This window comes from Winogradskyella eximia (genome assembly GCF_003386165.1).
Classification (GTDB): domain Bacteria; phylum Bacteroidota; class Bacteroidia; order Flavobacteriales; family Flavobacteriaceae; genus Winogradskyella; species Winogradskyella eximia.
The window spans coordinates 546,623-566,189 of record NZ_QRDV01000001.1 but is presented as its reverse complement, the minus strand read 5'-3'; the positions used below and the strand labels follow the sequence as shown (position 1 = coordinate 566,189).

The following is a 19,567-nucleotide window of genomic DNA, read 5'->3' as shown; positions in this document are numbered from 1 at the left end:
GGTTTAATTAATAATCAGTTTTAAGGGTTTAAACTCATACTGGTTACTAACGATTTTACAGAAATATAAGCCTGAGCTTAAGTTCTCTCTGTTTATGGTGATGCTGTTTTTACCTGTTACAGCATTATATGTTCTATGTTGTACTTGCTTTCCTAACTGATCATACATTACAAATTGTATCGTTTCGCTTTGGTTTACACTGAAGTTTATTGTGGCTTGTGTTGTCATTGGATTTGGGTAGACAGACACTTTTGTTGCTTCATTTTCAAAATCACCCACGGACAATGAGCTCGACTGCGAGAATCGTAGTTGATTAATATTCATTACCTTAGAAGTAGATATTCCATTCTCAGCCACCATAGTGAATACTATTGTTACTACATCATTTAATTCTGCAGTATTGGTTGTATTATTTTGTAAATCTGCAATGTCTATAGAAAATTCTTGCCATGTATTTGTTAATGGAATCGTCGTTTTATACTGATCTTCCCAGTTAGTAATGCTTTCTTTTACAAATGTGATTTCTAAATTCCCTGTACCTTTTGCAGTGAATTGAAAACTATTGTAATCTGTAACATCTACAGCCTTAAATCTTGGTGTTAATGCTCTATAAGCATCCACATAACTGTTCGTTATTGCTCTTAATTCTACGTTACGCTCTATTGGGAAATCTGTCGTTTCAAAATCAAAAGTGTTTGAAGTCACTTCATACATACTAACGTCAGTTCCGTCACGTGAAGCATCAATTCCCCATGGACCATCTGACATAAATAAATCGTCTGGTGTTGCGATACCATCACCAATTCTAAAACCAATATCAAAAAGATTTCCTGTGTCTACTCTAACATTGGTAATGTAGTTTCCGTTTAGGTTAATTGTAGAATTAAGATTTCCGAAGGCTTCGGTTTCTGTAGTTCTATAACCTGCATCTAAATAAATGGTTTCTGTTGCATTAGAATTTATAATCTGTAGATCTAATCCACCATTAGTATAAGCTCCTTTTCTAACAAAAACGGTAGGAGGTGTAGAGTTGTTATAACTCACAATTGGCTTTTCAATATTTAATAAGTTTAAAACTTCTTGTCCTAAGATGTACAAATCATCTATAGTATTAGACCAAATCTGGAAGTTATAAAAAGTAACATTTTCTTCATACTGATCTAAATTCCAATGACTCTCTATCGCAAAGTTAGCGTCGTTATTTACCACTTTTGCAGATAAACTTAATACAAACTCATACGTACCATCTTCATTTTTAATTATCGATTTTATAAATTGTTGGTCGTTAATATCTATAGTAGATACTGAGATGAGCTCAGCGCCTAACAAACGATCGCAAATGTATTTGGTATGTTCGTATACTCCATTTTCAGTTTTTAAAGCCAAAACTGAAGCAACAGCACTATTGTTTTTTAGGTAATCTACAGCATAGATTTCAGTAGCATTAGTAATGCCTATTAAATCTGAAGGTGACGCTTCTACAGCTTCATCTTCATTTATAGATTCAAGCGGCACAAAATCTTGTAATGTAAAATTTGAATTAGCACTTCTACTTGCGTAGTTGAATCCTTTTACCGCTTTTGGCGCTACTGTAGCATCAAATTTATAACCTGCTTTTGCTCTTTTAAAATTACGTGCATTAATCTGCTCAGATAATCTATTGTTACTTTCTAATCCACCTGCATTAGAACTCGATGTTGGTGCTACAATAACATCACACATTCCAAATCCTGAACAAGAAGGATCTTCACAATCTATAAGTCCGTCACCATCATCGTCAATTCCATTATCACAAATTTCTTGTAACACTGGTGCTGTTGGGCAACGTGCTCCGTCATTACTCGCACTAGATGGTCCAAAAGCAAATAAATTAGAATCTATATCGCTTACATCATTAATATCTTGAACATTTTGAATCACATATATAGTTCCTGTTTGATTTGCTGAGATATAAAATCGACCTTCATTATCAAAATAAACAGCTCCATATGTGTAACTTAAACCAGATATCACTGGAACTTCACCTAAGGTTGTTACAACTCCATTATCTGGATTGATACGATATAAAATATTGGTGCTTTTTTCAACAGCATAAATTTGGTTATCTACTGCATTAAAAGCCCAATCGTGAATACTAATGTTTTGAGATAAATTCTCAGTGGCTTGGTGTTGCGTATAATTATCAGAATCTGGGTTTAAATCTATTTTGTAGTATGTTGTACCACCAGCTTTGAGATAATAAATACCCTCAGAACTTACATCACCTACATAGCGACCGTTTGTTGGTAACTCATCTACGTAAAACGTTGTGGTGCTAAAGTCTTTTCCAATTCTAACAATTGATTTTGCTGGTGTGCTTAATGAACCCCAAATAAAACCATCTGCAGGATTGTAAGCTGTAGCGTTTATACTTCCAGGTGTTACATCTGCTGCAACCTGATAAGAATTACCAGAAGCTAAATCAATAGCATACACATCGTTGTACTGAAATAAGTAGGCATTAAAATCGCAATTAAATGGCACATCTTGTGCTTGACTACTTAAACTAAATAGCGTAAAAGCCACCAATAGTAATTGATTTTTTAAAGTGTAAAGTGTATTCATCTTCTGTTTCTTATTAGATTCTGATACAAATTTACCTGATAATCAGACCTTAAAATTGAATATTCGATTGACTCCATCGATACAACGTTAGTTAACCAATTACTATCGACGAATGGTTTTTGCCGTATTTTATGTGATCTATTTACAAATAAAAAAAAGGCAAAAGATTTCTCTTTTGCCTCACACTATAGATCATAATTAAGGGTTATTCAGTAATCAATTAAAGGGATATTATTAAATCATTACCTACGGTTACTAATAGTTCTCTACAGTTTAACAAATATGTTTGTGAAATAATATTTTCCGTTTTCATCTTTAGTAGTTGAAATTCCGAAATCGGTAACATTAGAATCTTCTATATTTTCTCTATGACTGTCACTATTTATCCAAGCATTAACTACAGATTCTGCATTAGAGAAACCATAACCAACATTTTCTAAAACCTTTTTTGCTTCTACAGCTTCCACTAGATTTTGAGATCTTGCGTAGAAATAATCATGACTTACGGCTCCTGTATTTATCATATATTGATTATGAGCAATGGCTTCTTTTGAAGCTTCGTTTAATATACCAAGTGGTTCTAGGTTTAATGTTGTTCTATAAACATTAATCAACTCTAAAATTTCATAGTCTATTGAATTGTATTCCACTATAATATTTTCTGAATTATAAGCTTCCGGAATTGAAAGATCATCTTCTACTGAACAAGAAAATAATGATATGCTTAATACTAAAATGACTACTACTTGAGATAATTTTTTCATGAGGGTTGTTATTAATTTCAAGACAAAATTATTTGAATCAACGCTTCATTTTTTTAAAATTCGATTAGACCATTCAGAAGTATCGACGAATGGCATTTAACTAAAGACAAGCTATTTACACAGTATTATTACAAATAAAAAAGGCAAAAGATTTCTCTTTTGCCTTTCACTTTATTACTAATCCATGAGTTTCCCCCTTCATGTCTTACAGTGCAAATTTACATGCTATTATAACTTAAAATTTTCTTTTTTCGTTAGATAATAAGTTTGGAACGACGGACAGCAGTAAACTATCGACGCATGGTTTTTTTCTAAATAATAGATGTCGTAAACCCTTCTGAATTATGTTAATTCAATGAGGTAAATTTATCTTTAAAAAAGAAAAACAAATTATTAAAACTGATATTGTAAAATGTTAAATACTTAAAGTAAGTTGAGGCGCTTCATCAACTCAGGTCTATTAGAACGACTTACCGGAATCACATCTTTTTTAATAAGCACGCTATTATCTTCGATATCAATAATTTTATCGACGTTGATAATATATGAACGATGAATTTTTAGAAATAAATCGTCTGGAAGCTTATCTTCAATTTTCTTTAGTGTAGAATGAACTGTATAGTTTTTATCATCCGTTTTTACTTGAATGTAATCACCTTTAGCTTCAACTAAATAGATACTTGGAATGTCTATTTTAATTAATCGTCTATCAATATTAACATACAAATCATTACCAGAACTTGTTTCTACTTGGCTAGAAGCCTTAGTTTCTGTTACCACTGACTTTATGGCCTCTGCTTTATCAATAGCTTTTTTAAAGCGTTCTGGTGTAATAGGCTTTACTAAGTAATCTACAATACAGTCATACCCAAATGCTTGAATAGCAAAATTAGGATCTGATGTTGTAAGGATAATTTTTGGTGGATTTTTAATGGTGTCTATAAAATCAAATCCTGTAAAATCTGGCATGTGTATGTCTAAAAATATTAAATCAATATCATTCTGATTTAAATATTTTATGGCTTGCATTGCATTTGGAAAATCCTCTAATACATTTAAGCTACTGACTTGCGAACATAGCTGGCCTATGATTGCTCTTGCTGTTGCTTCATCATCAATAATAATACAATTCATGTCATCCTAATTATAGCTGTTGTAAATAATTAGTCATGATCGTTAGTATAGATTCGAATTCATCTTGAAGTTCAGTACTTCCCTCTAGCAAATTATTTTCGAATGCTACTGCAGTCTCATAACTTTTCTCGAGGCCTAAAATACTAATTTTATGTTTAAGTTTATGAACGTTCTCTGCTGTAAGTTTATAGTTATTAGCTTTAACATTGGTAAAATACACCTCTTTTTCTTCTGGAAACTCTGTTTTTATGATGTCTATTAACTTTTGTTCAAAAGCTTTGTCACCACCAGACATACTATTAATATAAGATAAATTAGGCTGTTCCATTGGGTTGTTTTTTTAATGTAAAATAAAATGTTGTGCCTTCATTTGGTTTTGAAGTTAACCAAATTGTTCCACCGTATAAATTTACTATTTTCTTAACTATAGATAAACCAATACCTGTTGATTCTCCATTATTTTCTAGCTTTTCAAAGGTTTTAAATATTTTTTCGAAGTATACATCTTCAATACCTTTTCCGTTATCTTTAACGTAAAATTCCCAAAAAATATTCTTATCCGTAAATCCGATTTCTATTTTACCTTGGGCTTTGTCATTATAAGCAATGGCATTGCCAATAAGATTTTGAAACAACTGTTGTAATCTGTATTTATCACCTCTAATTATAGGCAAATCAGTTTTGATAACACTAATATTTTCAGGCACTTGTAAGATACTCACAATATTATTAATGAGATTATTCAAGTTTACATCGTAAACATCTATCTGATTCTTACCAATTGTAGAATACTCTAAAATACCATTAATTAAGGTATCCATTTTCTCTACATTAGTTCTTATAAGGCTTAATGTTTTTTCACCATTAGCATCAAAAGCATCTTTGTAGTCCTCTTTTAACCAAGCCGTTAATGTATCTATACTTCTAAGTGGCGATTTTAAATCGTGAGAGACCATATGCGCATAATCGCTAAGCTCCTGGTTTTGATGTGCCAATTCGTTTAAAAGCGATTCTTTTTGCTTATTCATTTCAATAATCTCTTTGGTTTGATTATCAATAAAATCAACTAAATCTGTACTTTTTAATTCAACAGCATCCGCTTTTTCATCTTCTTTTAAGTTATAAAACTTAAGCGTATTGATAACGTCTTTTAATTTATCAATTAATTCTTTTTGTTCTTTTGCTTCTTCTTGTAATTTTCTATTGGCACTATATAACTCATCTGAGCTAATGGACATAGCTCTTTGAATCATTGCGGATTGCTCGTCAAAATTATTGTACGAGCTATCTATAGCGGCAAGAAACGTTTTTAATTCTTCGCTAGATTTTAATTCTTCACTTAAATACTTACGCAGTTGACGTTTAAGTAATGAATTCATTATTCACTGATTAATGTTATGGTCATTGTTTGGTTGTGCAACTGACATGCCATTTCTCCATGGAATGGTGCTATTTCTCCGTAGGAATAAAATCCACTTACGGTTGTACCCTCACCAAGAATTTCTATGACTTCATCAATCTCTTCTTCTACACGCTGATCTAGCACTAATTTTCTACCAATACAACTGATTAACAATGCCACTTCTGGCTTGTTTTGCCTAAACTCTAAAGCTTGTTTTGCTGCACGTTCTGATGCGTTTGCAATGTTATCGACGTTGGTCATCATCAATTGCACTTTAGAATTTTGCTTAATATCACCAGCTAAAATAACCGAGTGATCTTCTTCATTTATATTTAGAATAGATCGTACTATGGATTGTTCTTCATCTTCAGATTTCACATTTAAAGGATACAATAATGCAGCTCCAGGTAAATCTTTTGCTTTTTCCCCTAAATAGGTTTTGTATAAATCTAAAGCTGGTAAACCATCTAACTCATAGAGTGTATTTCCTTCTGATTTTGTAACGGTACGCTCTGGACCAAAAGGCGTCCAGCCACCATGAATTGAAAACGTAATTTCTAAAGTTTCTCCATAAAAACCAATAGCCACTATTTCTCCTTCTTTTGGATTTTCGTTATAAGATGCTAATGTTTTCTCAAAACGTGTATCGTCACCACATAATCCTCCTGTGATTAACAAATTTCCGTTATTAAACGTGCTCATACCTTGAGTAAGCTGACTACCATTGATAAAGCTACCTTCTGAGACTACAAATACATATTTTAAGCCTTCTTTCGGGAATTGTTTAATAAGATCATTTCCTGTTTTAAAACTATCTAAATCGGTATTTAAAACATTACTCGTTTTAATTACAAATTCACTTTTCTCAAATTCCATAGCAGTTATAGTAATGCTATTTTCATTCACAGTTCTCGAAGAAATTTCAGCACATGCAGAACCAAAAACAATTTCGCCATCTGGAAACAGTCCTTGTATTTCTTGGTAAATAGATGGATTTTCTAATAAAAGTCTATTACCAAAAACTAAAACTAAGGGTTTTATTAACTTTTGATTTTCACCAACAAAAGCCCAATCTTTATTTTGGTGCTTTACTAATTGTACTGTTTTCATTATTATTTTTTAAGGGTAAAATAGAATGTTGTACCTACGTTTGGCTCACTTTCTAACCAAATTTGACCTTCATGTAAATCGACAATTTTCTTAACTATCGATAATCCAATGCCTGTAGAATCTTTGCTTTTATTTAAAGCGTGAAATATTTTAAATATTTTATCATGGAACTGCTTATCTATACCTATTCCATTATCTTTTATTGAGAATTTGTAATGACTTTTTAAATCTTCAAAATCAATGATAACTAGGCCAACTTCTTTATCAATAAACTTTACAGCGTTGCTAATTAAATTCTGAAACAACTGCTGCAATTTAGTTGCATCACCAGTAATAACAGGTAATTGATTTAATGCTTTAACTGTAATGTGCTCAGGAATATAAAGAATAGTTGTTAGGTCGCTAAACATTTTATTTAGGTCTACCTCAGCTTTTAAATTGGTATCTGTTCCTACACTTGAGTATTCTAACACATCAGAGATAAGTTGCTCCATTTTTTCGAGTGTAGCTTCAATAAGTCCAAAGTTTTTAAGACTTGTCTCATCTAATATTCCTTTATTGTCCTCTTTTAACCAACTGACTAGGGCATCTATACTGCGTAATGGCGATTTTAAATCGTGAGAAACGATATGTGCATATTCTTGCAATTCATCATTACTTTTCTCTAATTTTAGAAGTAATTTTTCTTTTTGAAGTTCTAAAGCTTTTAATTCTGTAATATCTAAATGTACACCAATAGACCCAACAACATTACCATTAATATCGTAGTTTGGTGCTCCACTAATAAGCCAATATCTAATATCTCCTTGCTTGGTATTTACTTTAATTTCGTATGAATTAGACTCACCCTTTTTTCGTTTCTCGTTTTCAATAGAAATAATTTCAGAACCACCTTCTACAGGAAAAATTTCTCCACCACGTTTGCCTAATAATTCTTCTTCAGAGTAACCAGACATTTCTGAGAAGCTTTGGTTAATCATTAAGATTTCGTCATTAGTATTAACCTCTACCAAACCTAAATGCATATTGGCTATAATGCTGTAATATTTCTGTTTTTGAGCCTCTAAACTTTTACGATACGTACGTTTTAAAGTTACATCTGTAAAGGTCCATAGAAAACCTTTAGACTTTTCGCCAATAGTAATAGGCATGTAATTACGCTCTAAAATTGTACCATCAATCATTTCAAGTTCATCTCCAATGACTAATTCTTTTGCGTCATCAATTTCACTCATTCGTTTTAAGAATCCTTCCGGATCTTTAAATAAAACTTTATTCTGTTCTGCTGATGTTACACAATCCTTACCATGCAAATCAGCAGGTTGAGCATTAATTTTAAAAAGTTCACAAAACTTATTGTTGGTTAAAACAATATTTCTGTTTTCATCTTCTAAAACAATACCACTGTCTAAATTTAAAATTAATGTAGACAGTCTATTTTCTGATTCTATTAACCTTTCTGCCGATGCTCTTTCTTCTGTAATATCTCTAACAATACCTTGCGCTGCAATTGGTTTATTGTTCTTATCAAAAACAACACTACCATTGACATGTACCCATTTTACTTCTTTAGATTTTGTGTAAACTCTCGTTTCATAATCCTTAAAAAAGCCAGTAGTTTGCAAATTATTGAAACAGTCTACAGCATATTGAAAATCATCTTTATAAATAAGTTTCGCTATTTTAACTTCTTCTCGGTCAATATCATAACCAAATAATTTTGTAGCCGCTTCATTAAACTTTAAAATATTTCCGTTAAGATCTATAACCACATAAGCATCTACTATGTTTTCAAAGACACCTTGTAATTCTGATGATTTCTCGTCTAATAAATTTTCAAGTTTTTGGGAAGTGAAGTAGAGTTCTCTTGATTTTTCTTCAAGAATTTTTTCAGCAGCTTTTCGGGCATTTTTTTCTCTTGTTAGAGCACGTTGTAGTATTTCAACTTGTTCTTGACTCATTAATTTCTATTAATTACGAATCTTACCTGAGTACCGTCCTCTTTTATTTTTTCTAATTCTATAGTTGCTGTAGAATTAAAATGTTCGAATGTTTTATTCATTAATCCAAGTCCAAAGTGATGCATTGCTCTGCTAGATGTGTAATCCATTACGAGATGATCTTTGGTTTTTTCAATCACCTCAAAGGTTGGCAATTCTGCATCTGGATAGATTTTTCTAACCTCTACATGAATATGATTTTCAATTGACGAAATCATTTCAATAGGATCTTTATAAGTTGCTAAAAGTCCTGGGTAACTTTTTTCTATAACACTAAAAAAATGTTCAGCATATACTAACAATAAATTATCAATAGAAATACCTGTGTTTTCACTTAAATGTTGAAGTAATTGTAGCATTTCAGAAAAGCTATAGGTACCGACAGAAGTATAAATACCATCGGATGCTAACTCTGAACTCGAAATGATTCTATCAACCATTTCTAAACCAAATTTATCTTCAACGAGTTCTAAAAACTCTGTAAAAACAATTCCTTTCATTATGCTTTTATTAATTCGTTAATGCTCCAATAAGCCAATAATTTTTCTATTTTAGCTACATAATCCTCATACTTTAAAGGTTTTAAAACGTAACCAGCAACACCAATCTTGTAACATTCTAACAAATCTTTTTGATTATTTGAAGTTGTTAAAATAATGGTTGGAATATATTTTAGGGTGTCATCATTTTTTAAAATCCCTAAGAATTCTATACCATTAATTTTTGGCATGTTTAAATCTAATAAAATAATATCGGGAAGCACGTCTTTTTGTTCTAAAATTTTAAGTGCATCCTCTCCATTATTAGCTTCGATGATTTTATGATTAAGTTTTAATGAAGAAATTGTTCTATTTAACTTCATAACTTCAATCATATCGTCTTCTATCAGTAAAATGTTTAGGGTTTTCATTAATAGCTGCTTTGTGTTTATCGAGCCAAATTAGTTGAATTATAGAACAACAATTTTTTAATTCGGCTAATTGTAATTTAGTGTCGACGGATAGTAGATAAGTGTCGACGAATGGTTAAACGGACTAGCAACCTTATGCCGCCAATTTTAACCCGTTATTTAACTGTCCCGTAACTTTTAATGTAGAAAGCTGTGCTTCAATTTTTATTTGCTCAAATTCTTGTAGAAACTCAATTGAAAAATTATTAAGTGATTTTTCATCTAAGTACATTTCAAATTCATTTATAAACTCTAACTGTCTTAGGCTTTTTTGCAATAACATCTTTTTATTACTCTCAATACTACTAATTACTTTTTGTGAATTATGAGCTTCTAATGACGGAAACTGAGAACTAATTCTATTAGTGTTTTCTACAACATTAGAACATAAAGTTAGACTGTTCTTGAAATAAAAATAAACACTTAGGTGGCCTAGTAAAAATACGGTGTATATAAATAATGTACTCATTATCTTGGGGTTATATTAATTAATTATACCGCAAAACTAAAGGCTATTATTAGTAAAAAAGGGCTTTTTCGATGAGTAAACGTTTTGGAACGACGACTAGAGCAAAAGCGTCTTTAATTAGAATTTACATATATTCTAAATGCTATCTCTCAGCTTTTTAGGTAAACCTTTTACAACCATATCGTAAGAATGATCTATCAATTTCCTTATAAGCTCTGGTGATAGTTCTCCTGAGTTGATATACACACTATTCCAAAGTTTTTTATGCATGTGATAACCAGGCTTTACACTTTCGTATTCGGCTCTCAGTTCTTGAGCATACTCTGGATCGCATTTTAAATTCACAAACGCTTCTCCATTTTCCCATCTTTTTAATGAGGATAAAGCAAACATCTTTCCCAAAACTTTAAACACAAGGGTATCTTCATCAAAAGGAAAATGTTCGGTGACTTCTTTTTTGCTTAGACAATAATTTCTGTAGTCCTCTATATTCATAGTAATTTATTAGAAAGCGAGCATTTTGCTCTCCCATCGTTTAAAATAGATCTTAAATAAGTTTAAGGATTGACAAACTCCTACTTCAACAATTTCTTTTCTTCTTCTCCTTCAATTTTTAAAGCTGAATAATCTAATTTCCAACCAATAGTTTCCACTAAATTTTCAATAAGATGAATGGCTTCTAAAGCTTCTTGTTTTGCGATATTATACAAGCCACTTTCTGGAATTTTTTCCATAATATGCGTTTTAGCTCTAGTTTGTAACTCCGTTAAATCGGCTGCTTCAAACTTATTAAACATACCATCTCGCTTATCATAATAATTGATATTGCTTTCAATAGATAGCACTTCTGGCTGTGGAAAATGCGTTAGATTAACTGTTTTTGTTTTAGCATTTGAAGACATTTGTACTTTGCCCAAATCGAAGCCAACATGTGCTTTGGCGTTAATAACAACTAAGGCTTTTTTTCGACTAGAAATTAATTTTAAGAACTTTTCTTTTACGTCTTCATAATGATAGATCTCTGCAAAATCACCTTCAACGGTAACAAATTTACAAACCCGTTTTATTTTGTCTAATATTAGGATGGATTGTTCATTAGTGACTTTTTTTGTCTTCCATTGTTTATAAATTGTCACTAAACCTAAAGTGACAAGAATACTTATGATGATTATAAAAAAGGTTTCCATTTTAATTCTTTAATTTCTACTTGTGTTTTTAATGTGACACCGAGGACTGATTGTTGTCACATTTCACTATTTAAATACTTTCAAAAAAAGGATTTAATAGTTCGTCATCTATTCAATTACCCTGTACAGAATTGGTTTACTCGGACTTGCATCATTTTCAAAAGGTGCAATTTGAAGATTAAGCATATAAATACCATCTTTAATTTTATTAGACACATAGATAAATTCAGTAATTGTAGCATCTAATCGTAATTTCCCTTTGGTGTTCCAAAAAGCATTATGAGCCAAAAGTTCTCCTTCATCTTGTTCTTTGTCTACACTTGGCAAATCGATTAATAAATGCTTAACATCTTTAGATTTAAGATATTCTGCTGCATCTTCTAATAAATATGTCGGATTGGTATTTGAGTATTGTCTCGAAAATTTCTCACGCGTATTTGGCATGGTTCTAATTACTATAGCATCACGTTTTTTATTTCCTAAAGCAAACTGTAATTGCTTTCTAGAAATCACATAATCGTCTCCCAATTTTTCTGGTGCAACGGTTACCACTTCAGCTAAAAAGAAAAACTGAGTTAAACATTTGTTTATAGAGTATACTTTTTCAGTAATATGACCAACCGTTTCGGTATGTGTACCATGCGAATGTGGATTAAATGTAATGGTATTAAAATTTACAACCGCTCCTTGTTCTACACTTATGGTTTCTCCGTCTATAGTTTCTGGCACTATCTTAGGAGGCCCCAAATACCAAGCATTAACATTAGAATCCTTTCCGGTTATAGGAATTGAAATATCTAATGGTTGAGATAAATCTATTTGTAATTTTCTAGAATTGTATTGTATGGTTGTTAACACGTTTAATTGATTTTAAATAATTCACTGGCAATACCATCACATAAAAATTGTCCTTTTTTTGTGACCCGTAAATGCGCCTTATCAATATACAATAATTGTTGATTTATAAAAACTTCTGATTGCTCAATTAAGTAATCTTTAAAAACTATGCCAAAGTTTTCTTCTACTTTTTTAATTGACACTCCCCAAATGGTGCGCAAACCTGTCATTATATATTCATTGTACTGATCGGTTTGTGTTAAGGTTTCAATTTCTATCGGTAATTCATTTTGTGCTATAGCATTAATATATTTTGAATTATTTTTTACATTCCAACCACGTTGCTTTCCATTAAAAGAATGTGCAGAAGGCCCAATACCTAAATAGGATTTACCTTGCCAATATGCCGAATTGTTTTTACTAAAATAACCATCTTTTCCAAAATTAGAAAGTTCATAATGTACAAAACCAGAAGCTTCTAATTTCTCTTTCAATACATGAAATTGCTCATGTGCTTGCTCATCATCAACATCTTCAATAACTCCTTTTTTTATAAAGGATGCTAAAGCTGTTTTAGGCTCAACAGTTAAAGCGTAACTCGAAACATGAGGGACATTAAAACTCAAAGCCATTTCAATATTCTTTAACCATTGCTCATTTGATGCTCCGGGAATACCGTAAATTAAATCTAAAGAAATATTATCGAAATGCTTAGTTGCCTCTTCTAAACAGGTTTTTGCTTCGTTGGCATTGTGTGCACGATTCATGAGTTTTAAATCATCTTCAAAGAAAGATTGAATACCAATAGACAAACGATTGATTCTGCTTTTGGATAATTCGATTATTCGATCTTTAGATAAATCATCAGGATTCGCTTCAAGAGTAATTTCTGGGTTTTCTGAAACCTTATAATTTTTATAAACCGCATCTATTATAAATTGTAATTCATCATTAGACAACAAAGAAGGAGTTCCACCTCCAAAATAAATAGTTTCAACAGTTGTATTATTAAATTCGTCTTTTCTAAGTTCTAACTCTTTCGTTAATGCGTTTACGAGTTCATCTTTTTTCTTTAATGAGGTTGAAAAATGAAAATCACAATAGTGACAAGCTTGTTTACAGAATGGTATGTGAATGTAGATGCCTGCCATTTAGTTTTTAGTATTCAAATTGATATTTACTATTCTTCAAATAAATCATATAAAGTAGCAATCCTTAAATCGCAATACAATTTCATAAACTGATAATTCAGCATATCAAACTGGCTTCCATAAATTTCTCGTCTTGTTTCCCAAGATTCATACTCTGGAAATTTGAGTTTAAACTGTTCTTCAACAAAACTATCCCAAAGTTTTTCTGAAACTTTAAAGGTTGCAATAAAAGTGGAATCGTTTTGGTTAATCTTAATTAATTCTACAACTAATGAATCTTTTATTTTCTGGGATTGATACCAATTTTGATGTGCAATATCATTGGCTTCTACTTGTCCTTGACTAAAAACAAAAAAGGATTGAATAAATATAAAAAGTGAAATTATCAGTTTCATTTTCTGTTTTTTTGAATACTGTTATTGATAGCATTTACTTTTTAACCCTGTCCTGATTCTGCTTCACAAAAGCTCCCCAACCAGAATAACTCTTTCCAACTTCAACTCTGCCTTGGTTGTAAAAATGACAAACTGCTGCTGCCAAACCATCCATAGAATCTAAGTTTTTAGGTATCGTTTTAAGACCCAACATGCTTTGCAACATTTTGGCGACTTGCTCTTTACTGGCATTTCCGTTTCCGGTAATTGCCATCTTTATTTTTTTGGGAGCGTACTCTGTAATTGGCACTTCGCGAGACAAACCTGCTGCCATGGCAACACCTTGTGCTCTTCCCAATTTTAACATACTCTGTACGTTTTTACCAAAGAAAGGAGCTTCAATGGCTATTTCATCTGGATGATACGTATCTATGAGTTCTACCGTACGCTCAAAAATGAGTTTAAGTTTTAGATAATGATCGTCATACTTTTTTAGCATGAGCTCATTCAGTTGTAAAAATTCCATTTTTTTACCGACAACTTTTATCAGTCCAAAACCCATAATCGTTGTACCTGGATCAATACCTAAAATAATTTTTTCTTTACTCATGTTTTTAATCGCAAAACTGACAACCGCTTAATGAAACTGCCAAGCCAAAGGTAAGGTTAAAAACACTGCCATTAAATGCTCCCAAACCGCTCAATGCAGGATTATAATCATCTAATGAAGTAACTCCGTACAAATAAGCAATATCAGTAAAAATGGCAACCTTTTCATTAATGGCATAATGTAATTCTAATCCTGCATTAATATTTAAGTAGGTCTGTTTATTATCTCGTAAAACCCCTAATGGTTTTACAAAAGCCAAACCAGGTCCTGCATGTGCAACTGTTCTTAATCTCATGGGTAAAAACGTAAGATACTCTGTAGGATCATACACAAATTGCACATTAACTCTTGAGTAGTTTATCTTAAAATCTGGTGTATCCTTATGGTTTTTAAAACGATTAAAACCATAATCTAATTTTACTCCGTATTGACGTGTTAGCATGTGTTGAATCCCTAAATTAACCGTTGGGAAATTTACGGATTGCGCATAAGAGCCTTTTACAAAACCATCGGTTGTTGGGTAATTTACACCAACTGCAAAAAGCGCTTTCCATTTGGCGGTATCCTTAAATTGTGCTTCGCTTTTAAAAGTGATAAAAACAAGACTAAAAAAGAAAAGGTATTGTTTAAAATTGTGTTCCATCTCTAAGTTTTTGGTTTTATTTGTAATATGAGTTCCTATGTGCCATACAAAACTAAACAATTCTTCTTTGTACTTATTAAATTGAGTATTGTAGTTGGTGCATTTTATTTTATTTACTCAAAAATCACCAAAAATGAAAGTTTAGAATTTAGCACATTTCTATCATTTTTAAACGAAAACAATGTTTTTTCAACTAAAAACATCAGTATTTTAATCCTATTAAGCTTTTTTAATTGGTTTTTCGAAATCTTAAAATGGCAACATTTGGTTGGCACCCTAAAACACATTTCCTTTATATCTGCTTTAGAGCAAAGTTTAGGAGGCTTAACTGCTTCCTTAATTACTCCAAACCGTATTGGTGATTATGGAGCAAAAGCGATTTATTTCACTAAGAAATTAAGAACTAAAATTGTATTGTTAAATCTTTTAGGGAATATGGCTCAAATGACTGTAACCACACTTTTTGGTCTTGTTGGTTTATTTTTCTTTTTGAATGCATATTCTATTGACATCAATTTCTATAAAGTAACAAGATTTGCAAGTATTATTTTAATCATCGGCTTACTGGTTTTATTTGGTGTGAAGCAAAAGCGATTTAAAATAAAAGGGGTTTCATTTACCGCAATTCTTACTTTTATAAAATCAATATCTATAAAAACACATAGCTTAAACCTTGCTCTATCTTTTATTAGATATCTTATATTTTCATTTCAGTTTTATTATTTATTAATTGCTTTTGGTGTTGATATCAGTTACGCCAATGCGATGATGGCAATTACAAGCATGTATGTATTAGCCTCTATTGTGCCAACGATTTCGATTTTTGATGTTGTTGTAAAAGGAAGTATTGCCGTGTTTTTATTTGATTATCTTCATATAAGCGAACTCACTATTTTAAGCATCACAACGACAATGTGGCTGCTTAATTTTGTAATTCCGAGTATCATAGGAAGCTATTTTGTATTAAACTTTAAACTAACTAATCTTATAGAATAATGTTAACGTTAATCGCTATTATTACCATAATTCTATATCTATTTATTATAGGTATGCTCATTTATGGATTTGATAATGTCTCTGATTTTAAGCTGCAAGATTTACCTGCAAAGACAAAATTTTCGATTGTAATTCCATTTAGAAACGAAGCTCAAAATCTTCCTAAATTATTAGATTCTATTGTTAAACTTAACTATCCTCAACATTTATTTGAAGTGATATTGGTTAATGATGCGTCTGAAGATGACTCAGTGTCTATAATTGAAAAGTATCTAGAGACATTGCCTAAAAAGCAGAATGCTGAAAACATCCATTTAAAAATTATAGAGAGTAAAAGCACTACAAATTCACCAAAAAAAGAAGCTATAACTTCTGCTATTAAAATTTCAAAGTTTAATTGGATTGTTACCACAGATGCAGATTGTGTTTTACCTAAATATTGGCTAGATGTATTTGATGAATTCGTTCAAATTAACGATCCAAACTGCATGGTTGCACCTGTTACTTATCATGGTAAAACCTCTTTTTTTAATCGATTTCAATCCTTAGACTTTTTAAGTTTACAAGGTGCAACAATTGGTGGTTTTGGTATTAAAAAACCATTTATGTGTAATGGTGCAAATTTCGCCTATCGTAAATCTGAATTTATTTCCGTAAACGGTTTTAAAGGTAATGATACAGTTGCTAGTGGAGATGATGTATTTCTTCTCGAAAAGTTTTTAAAGCTCAATCCTAAAAAAGTATCCTATTTAAAATCCACCAACGCTATTGTTACTACAAACGCTGCACAAAATATTGACCACCTCATTCAACAACGTTTACGCTGGGCTTCAAAAACAAGTCATCTCACGCAGTGGTTTGCTAAAGTCGTTGGCCTCATTGTTTTACTCGGAAATTTGATGAGTCTTGTTTTTATTCCTGCTGTTTTAATGCATTTCATTTCACTTAAAATTGCCTTAGCCTTATTTGTTATTAAATTTAGTATCGACTTTTTATTATTATTTAAAACAGCTCGCTTTTTTAAACAAGAAAATCTGCTGCTTTCCTATTTGTTTTCTAGTCTTATATATCCTGTTTTTAGTGTCTACATTGCTTTCTTATCTTTCTTTAAGTCTTACCATTGGAAAGGTAGAACATCGAAAAAATAGTAATTCAATCAAAATTTTTGGTAGCTTTACTTGAATCAACTCCTTACTACAAATGAAAAAACTACTTTTATTTAGTCTGCTGTTTTTAACTTTCCATGTTAATTATGGGCAAGAAAACTACACCCTTAACGGAGAATCTCTTAATTTAAAAATGGAAGCAGAAGGTTCATTAGATCTACTCTGGACGAGTGATAGTGGCAACTATCGTTATTTTGTAAAAACAGAAAATGACGAAATTACAGAATTAAAAAACACCAAAGACAATAAAACCTATCTAGAAGAATATAAAACAACACTAAGTCATCTTACCAACGGTATGGCAACAGATAAGCTTAAATTTACCCTTTACGATCTTAAGGCATTTATAAACACTTATAATATTTCTGCAGATTCTAACTACACTTCTGTGGTGAAAACAAGAAAACTGGGTCTAAGACTTGGTGTTTTTGGTGGTCTAACTAACAATCCGTTTGTTGATAATCCCGAAAACACAAAAGTGATGCTTATTGGTGGCGAATTAGAATTCTTTGAAGCCAGTACACTATCTCGTCATTCTGGTTTTTTACAAGGTCGTCACACTTTTGATGCTGATGATTTTAACTACAGCACTAATGAAATTGCTTTAGGCTATCGTTATAGAATAATTAATCAATCTGCTTTTTCTCTTTATGGACAGGTAAAATTAGCCACATTAAACATTACAAGTTCTACAATTGACGATGAAGACGGTAACTCAGAAAGTATTAGTGACACGTCTTTTGATGTGCCTTTTATTTTTGGTATTGGCGCTGATATAAAAATAGGAAACCATGGTTATATCACTATTGCATATGGCGAATTATTTGCTGTATTTTTAGATAATCAAGGTAATTTTTCTACGGACATTTCTATTGGATATAAGTTGAACCTATAATGTCTTTACGAAACTTTAAAACTTCAAACCCTGTATTTAATCGCTATTTCTGGGATGATACTAAATCATCTGCAAAGACCATGTCTGTTAGTGGCATCATTTTTAAATCGATTATTAGCATTCTAATTATTGCTTTAATTACAACCTATGTATGGAAACTAAATGAAGCTGGTGCTTCTATGCAATGGTTTACTTTAGGTGGCATGTTAGCTGCAGCAATTGTGAGTGTTTTAATTTCTATAAGGCAACATTGGTCTCCCATTTTAGTTCCACTTTATGTTATTGCAAAAGGCTTCTTTTTAGGAGGTTGTTCTGCATATGCGCATCGTCATTATCCGGACTTACCATACCAAGCGATTGGCGTAACTATTATTACTTTTTTTGTAATGTTATTGCTATACCAGCTACGTCTCATTGTAGTAACTAAAAAACTAAGAAGTGTCATTATTACTGCTACCGTTAGTATAATGGTGACATATTTAATAACATGGATTTTGAGTTTTTTTGGTATTAAAAATTACATTTGGGGAACATCTTGGTTTGCAATTGTCTTTAATATTTTAGCTGCTGTTGTGGCTTCTTTTGCGCTTCTATTAGATTTTGATTACATAGAACGCTACAAAAATAGAGCTCCTAAATACAAGGAATGGATTGCAACTTGGGGACTTTTAGCGACCTTAATTTGGTTGTATATTGAAGTCTTACGTTTAATGCAAAAATTTGCTTTACGCTTTTAATTACAACAATGCTCATTAACCAGTAATGATGGCGATCTATTTAACTTAGATGTTTTAATTAATTCTTACAATTACAGGTAATTCAAACGTAGTTGTAACTTGTTGTCCTCTTTTTATAGCCGGAAATATTTTTGGAACACTCTTTAAACTCTGACGTAAAAGACTATCAATGTGAGGAATTTCTTGAACTGTTTCAGAATGAATTTTCATAGATTCTACTTCTAAAAGTCCTTGCTTATCTATTATAATATGAAGTCTAATAGTATCAAAAACATCATTAGAAACTACAATGTTTTGTTGGGCTAAAAATTCATTAACACCGTTAATTAATGTGTTCTGAAAACAAATCTTGTTGTCCTCTTTAGAAGTCATAGAATCACAATTACTGAACGTTGGGTAAGTATCTACTTCGTTCCAATTAAAAGTTTGTAATTCTTCTTCAAGTAAATCTTCAGGATACACCTTTTTCTTTTCAAAATAATTGCATGATGTTGCAAAAAGAAAGATTAAAAGAAAAACTATTCGATTCATTACTAAAG

Annotated in this window: 22 protein-coding genes; 4 read left to right on the top strand and 18 right to left on the bottom strand. The window is 31.4% G+C overall.

Annotated elements, in window-relative coordinates; genetic code table 11:
- Nucleotides 1-3: 3 nt before the first annotated feature.
- From DFQ10_RS02500 to DFQ10_RS02420, 17 genes are all read right to left on the bottom strand, one after another.
- Nucleotides 4-2,604 (bottom strand): T9SS type A sorting domain-containing protein, encoded by a 2,601-nt coding sequence (locus DFQ10_RS02500; RefSeq protein WP_115815852.1) that lies wholly within the window; start codon nt 2,602-2,604, stop codon nt 4-6.
- A gap of 266 nt (nt 2,605-2,870) precedes the next feature.
- Entirely contained in the window at nt 2,871-3,368 is a 498-nt protein-coding gene (locus DFQ10_RS02495; protein ID WP_115815851.1) for a CAP domain-containing protein, read from the bottom strand.
- A gap of 423 nt (nt 3,369-3,791) precedes the next feature.
- Nucleotides 3,792-4,502, bottom strand: coding sequence for a LytR/AlgR family response regulator transcription factor (locus DFQ10_RS02490; protein WP_115815850.1), 711 nt, complete (start codon nt 4,500-4,502; stop codon nt 3,792-3,794).
- Between the two features lie 10 nt (nt 4,503-4,512).
- Entirely contained in the window at nt 4,513-4,830 is a 318-nt protein-coding gene (locus tag DFQ10_RS02485; protein WP_115815849.1) for an Hpt domain-containing protein, read from the bottom strand.
- Nucleotides 4,817-5,881 (bottom strand): sensor histidine kinase, encoded by a 1,065-nt coding sequence (locus DFQ10_RS02480; RefSeq protein ID WP_115815848.1) that lies wholly within the window; start codon nt 5,879-5,881, stop codon nt 4,817-4,819. The genes DFQ10_RS02485 and DFQ10_RS02480 overlap by 14 nt, the downstream gene beginning before the upstream one ends.
- Nucleotides 5,881-7,014, bottom strand: coding sequence for an FIST signal transduction protein (locus DFQ10_RS02475; protein ID WP_115815847.1), 1,134 nt, complete (start codon nt 7,012-7,014; stop codon nt 5,881-5,883). Before DFQ10_RS02475 ends, DFQ10_RS02480 begins: the two co-directional genes overlap by 1 nt.
- 2 nt (nt 7,015-7,016) lie before the next feature.
- A complete protein-coding gene (locus DFQ10_RS02470) occupies nt 7,017-8,975 on the bottom strand; it encodes a PAS domain-containing sensor histidine kinase (RefSeq protein ID WP_115815846.1) in 1,959 nt (652 codons plus the stop codon).
- Nucleotides 8,975-9,514 carry a heme NO-binding domain-containing protein gene (locus tag DFQ10_RS02465; protein WP_115815845.1) on the bottom strand — a complete coding sequence of 180 codons (540 nt, stop codon included), beginning with the start codon at nt 9,512-9,514 and terminating at the stop codon, nt 8,975-8,977. The genes DFQ10_RS02470 and DFQ10_RS02465 overlap by 1 nt, the downstream gene beginning before the upstream one ends.
- Complete coding sequence (locus tag DFQ10_RS02460) at nt 9,514-9,924, bottom strand: response regulator (protein ID WP_115815844.1); 411 nt, start codon at nt 9,922-9,924, stop codon at nt 9,514-9,516. The genes DFQ10_RS02465 and DFQ10_RS02460 overlap by 1 nt, the downstream gene beginning before the upstream one ends.
- Before the next feature lie 133 nt (nt 9,925-10,057).
- Complete coding sequence (locus tag DFQ10_RS02455) at nt 10,058-10,432, bottom strand: hypothetical protein (protein ID WP_115815843.1); 375 nt, start codon at nt 10,430-10,432, stop codon at nt 10,058-10,060.
- Nucleotides 10,433-10,567: 135 nt separating this feature from the next.
- Nucleotides 10,568-10,927 carry an MmcQ/YjbR family DNA-binding protein gene (locus DFQ10_RS02450; protein ID WP_115815842.1) on the bottom strand — a complete coding sequence of 120 codons (360 nt, stop codon included), beginning with the start codon at nt 10,925-10,927 and terminating at the stop codon, nt 10,568-10,570.
- Between the two features lie 80 nt (nt 10,928-11,007).
- Nucleotides 11,008-11,619: a DUF4230 domain-containing protein gene (locus DFQ10_RS02445; RefSeq protein ID WP_115815841.1), complete on the bottom strand. Its 612-nt coding sequence runs from the start codon at nt 11,617-11,619 to the stop codon at nt 11,008-11,010.
- 108 nt (nt 11,620-11,727) lie between these two features.
- On the bottom strand, nt 11,728-12,477 hold the full coding sequence (locus DFQ10_RS02440; RefSeq protein WP_115815840.1) for a cyclase family protein: 750 nt from the start codon (nt 12,475-12,477) through the stop codon (nt 11,728-11,730).
- A gap of 2 nt (nt 12,478-12,479) precedes the next feature.
- Nucleotides 12,480-13,607 (bottom strand): radical SAM family heme chaperone HemW, encoded by a 1,128-nt coding sequence (gene hemW, locus DFQ10_RS02435; protein ID WP_115815839.1) that lies wholly within the window; start codon nt 13,605-13,607, stop codon nt 12,480-12,482.
- 29 nt (nt 13,608-13,636) lie between these two features.
- The gene (locus DFQ10_RS02430) at nt 13,637-14,002 is read right to left on the bottom strand and encodes a hypothetical protein (RefSeq protein ID WP_115815838.1); all 366 of its coding nucleotides are present in this window, start codon (nt 14,000-14,002) and stop codon (nt 13,637-13,639) included.
- A 34-nt stretch (nt 14,003-14,036) separates the two neighbouring features.
- Nucleotides 14,037-14,591 carry a crossover junction endodeoxyribonuclease RuvC gene (gene ruvC, locus DFQ10_RS02425; RefSeq protein WP_115815837.1) on the bottom strand — a complete coding sequence of 185 codons (555 nt, stop codon included), beginning with the start codon at nt 14,589-14,591 and terminating at the stop codon, nt 14,037-14,039.
- A 4-nt stretch (nt 14,592-14,595) separates the two neighbouring features.
- Nucleotides 14,596-15,234: a cell envelope biogenesis protein OmpA gene (locus tag DFQ10_RS02420; protein WP_115816417.1), complete on the bottom strand. Its 639-nt coding sequence runs from the start codon at nt 15,232-15,234 to the stop codon at nt 14,596-14,598.
- Between the two features lie 27 nt (nt 15,235-15,261).
- Between DFQ10_RS02420 and DFQ10_RS02415 the strand changes: the two genes are divergently transcribed.
- From DFQ10_RS02415 to DFQ10_RS02400, 4 genes are read left to right on the top strand one after another with little or no spacing between them, the layout of a single operon-like run.
- A complete protein-coding gene (locus DFQ10_RS02415) occupies nt 15,262-16,230 on the top strand; it encodes a lysylphosphatidylglycerol synthase domain-containing protein (RefSeq protein WP_115815836.1) in 969 nt (322 codons plus the stop codon).
- Entirely contained in the window at nt 16,230-17,378 is a 1,149-nt protein-coding gene (locus DFQ10_RS02410; RefSeq protein WP_115815835.1) for a glycosyltransferase family 2 protein, read from the top strand. Before DFQ10_RS02415 ends, DFQ10_RS02410 begins: the two co-directional genes overlap by 1 nt.
- A 52-nt stretch (nt 17,379-17,430) precedes the next feature.
- On the top strand, nt 17,431-18,291 hold the full coding sequence (locus tag DFQ10_RS02405; RefSeq protein ID WP_115815834.1) for a hypothetical protein: 861 nt from the start codon (nt 17,431-17,433) through the stop codon (nt 18,289-18,291).
- Nucleotides 18,291-19,028 (top strand): Bax inhibitor-1/YccA family protein, encoded by a 738-nt coding sequence (locus DFQ10_RS02400; RefSeq protein ID WP_115815833.1) that lies wholly within the window; start codon nt 18,291-18,293, stop codon nt 19,026-19,028. The genes DFQ10_RS02405 and DFQ10_RS02400 overlap by 1 nt, the downstream gene beginning before the upstream one ends.
- Nucleotides 19,029-19,082: 54 nt before the next feature.
- Here DFQ10_RS02400 and DFQ10_RS02395 read toward each other — a convergent pair whose 3' ends face one another.
- Nucleotides 19,083-19,559: an energy transducer TonB gene (locus DFQ10_RS02395; protein WP_115815832.1), complete on the bottom strand. Its 477-nt coding sequence runs from the start codon at nt 19,557-19,559 to the stop codon at nt 19,083-19,085.
- Nucleotides 19,560-19,567: the final 8 nt, after the last annotated feature.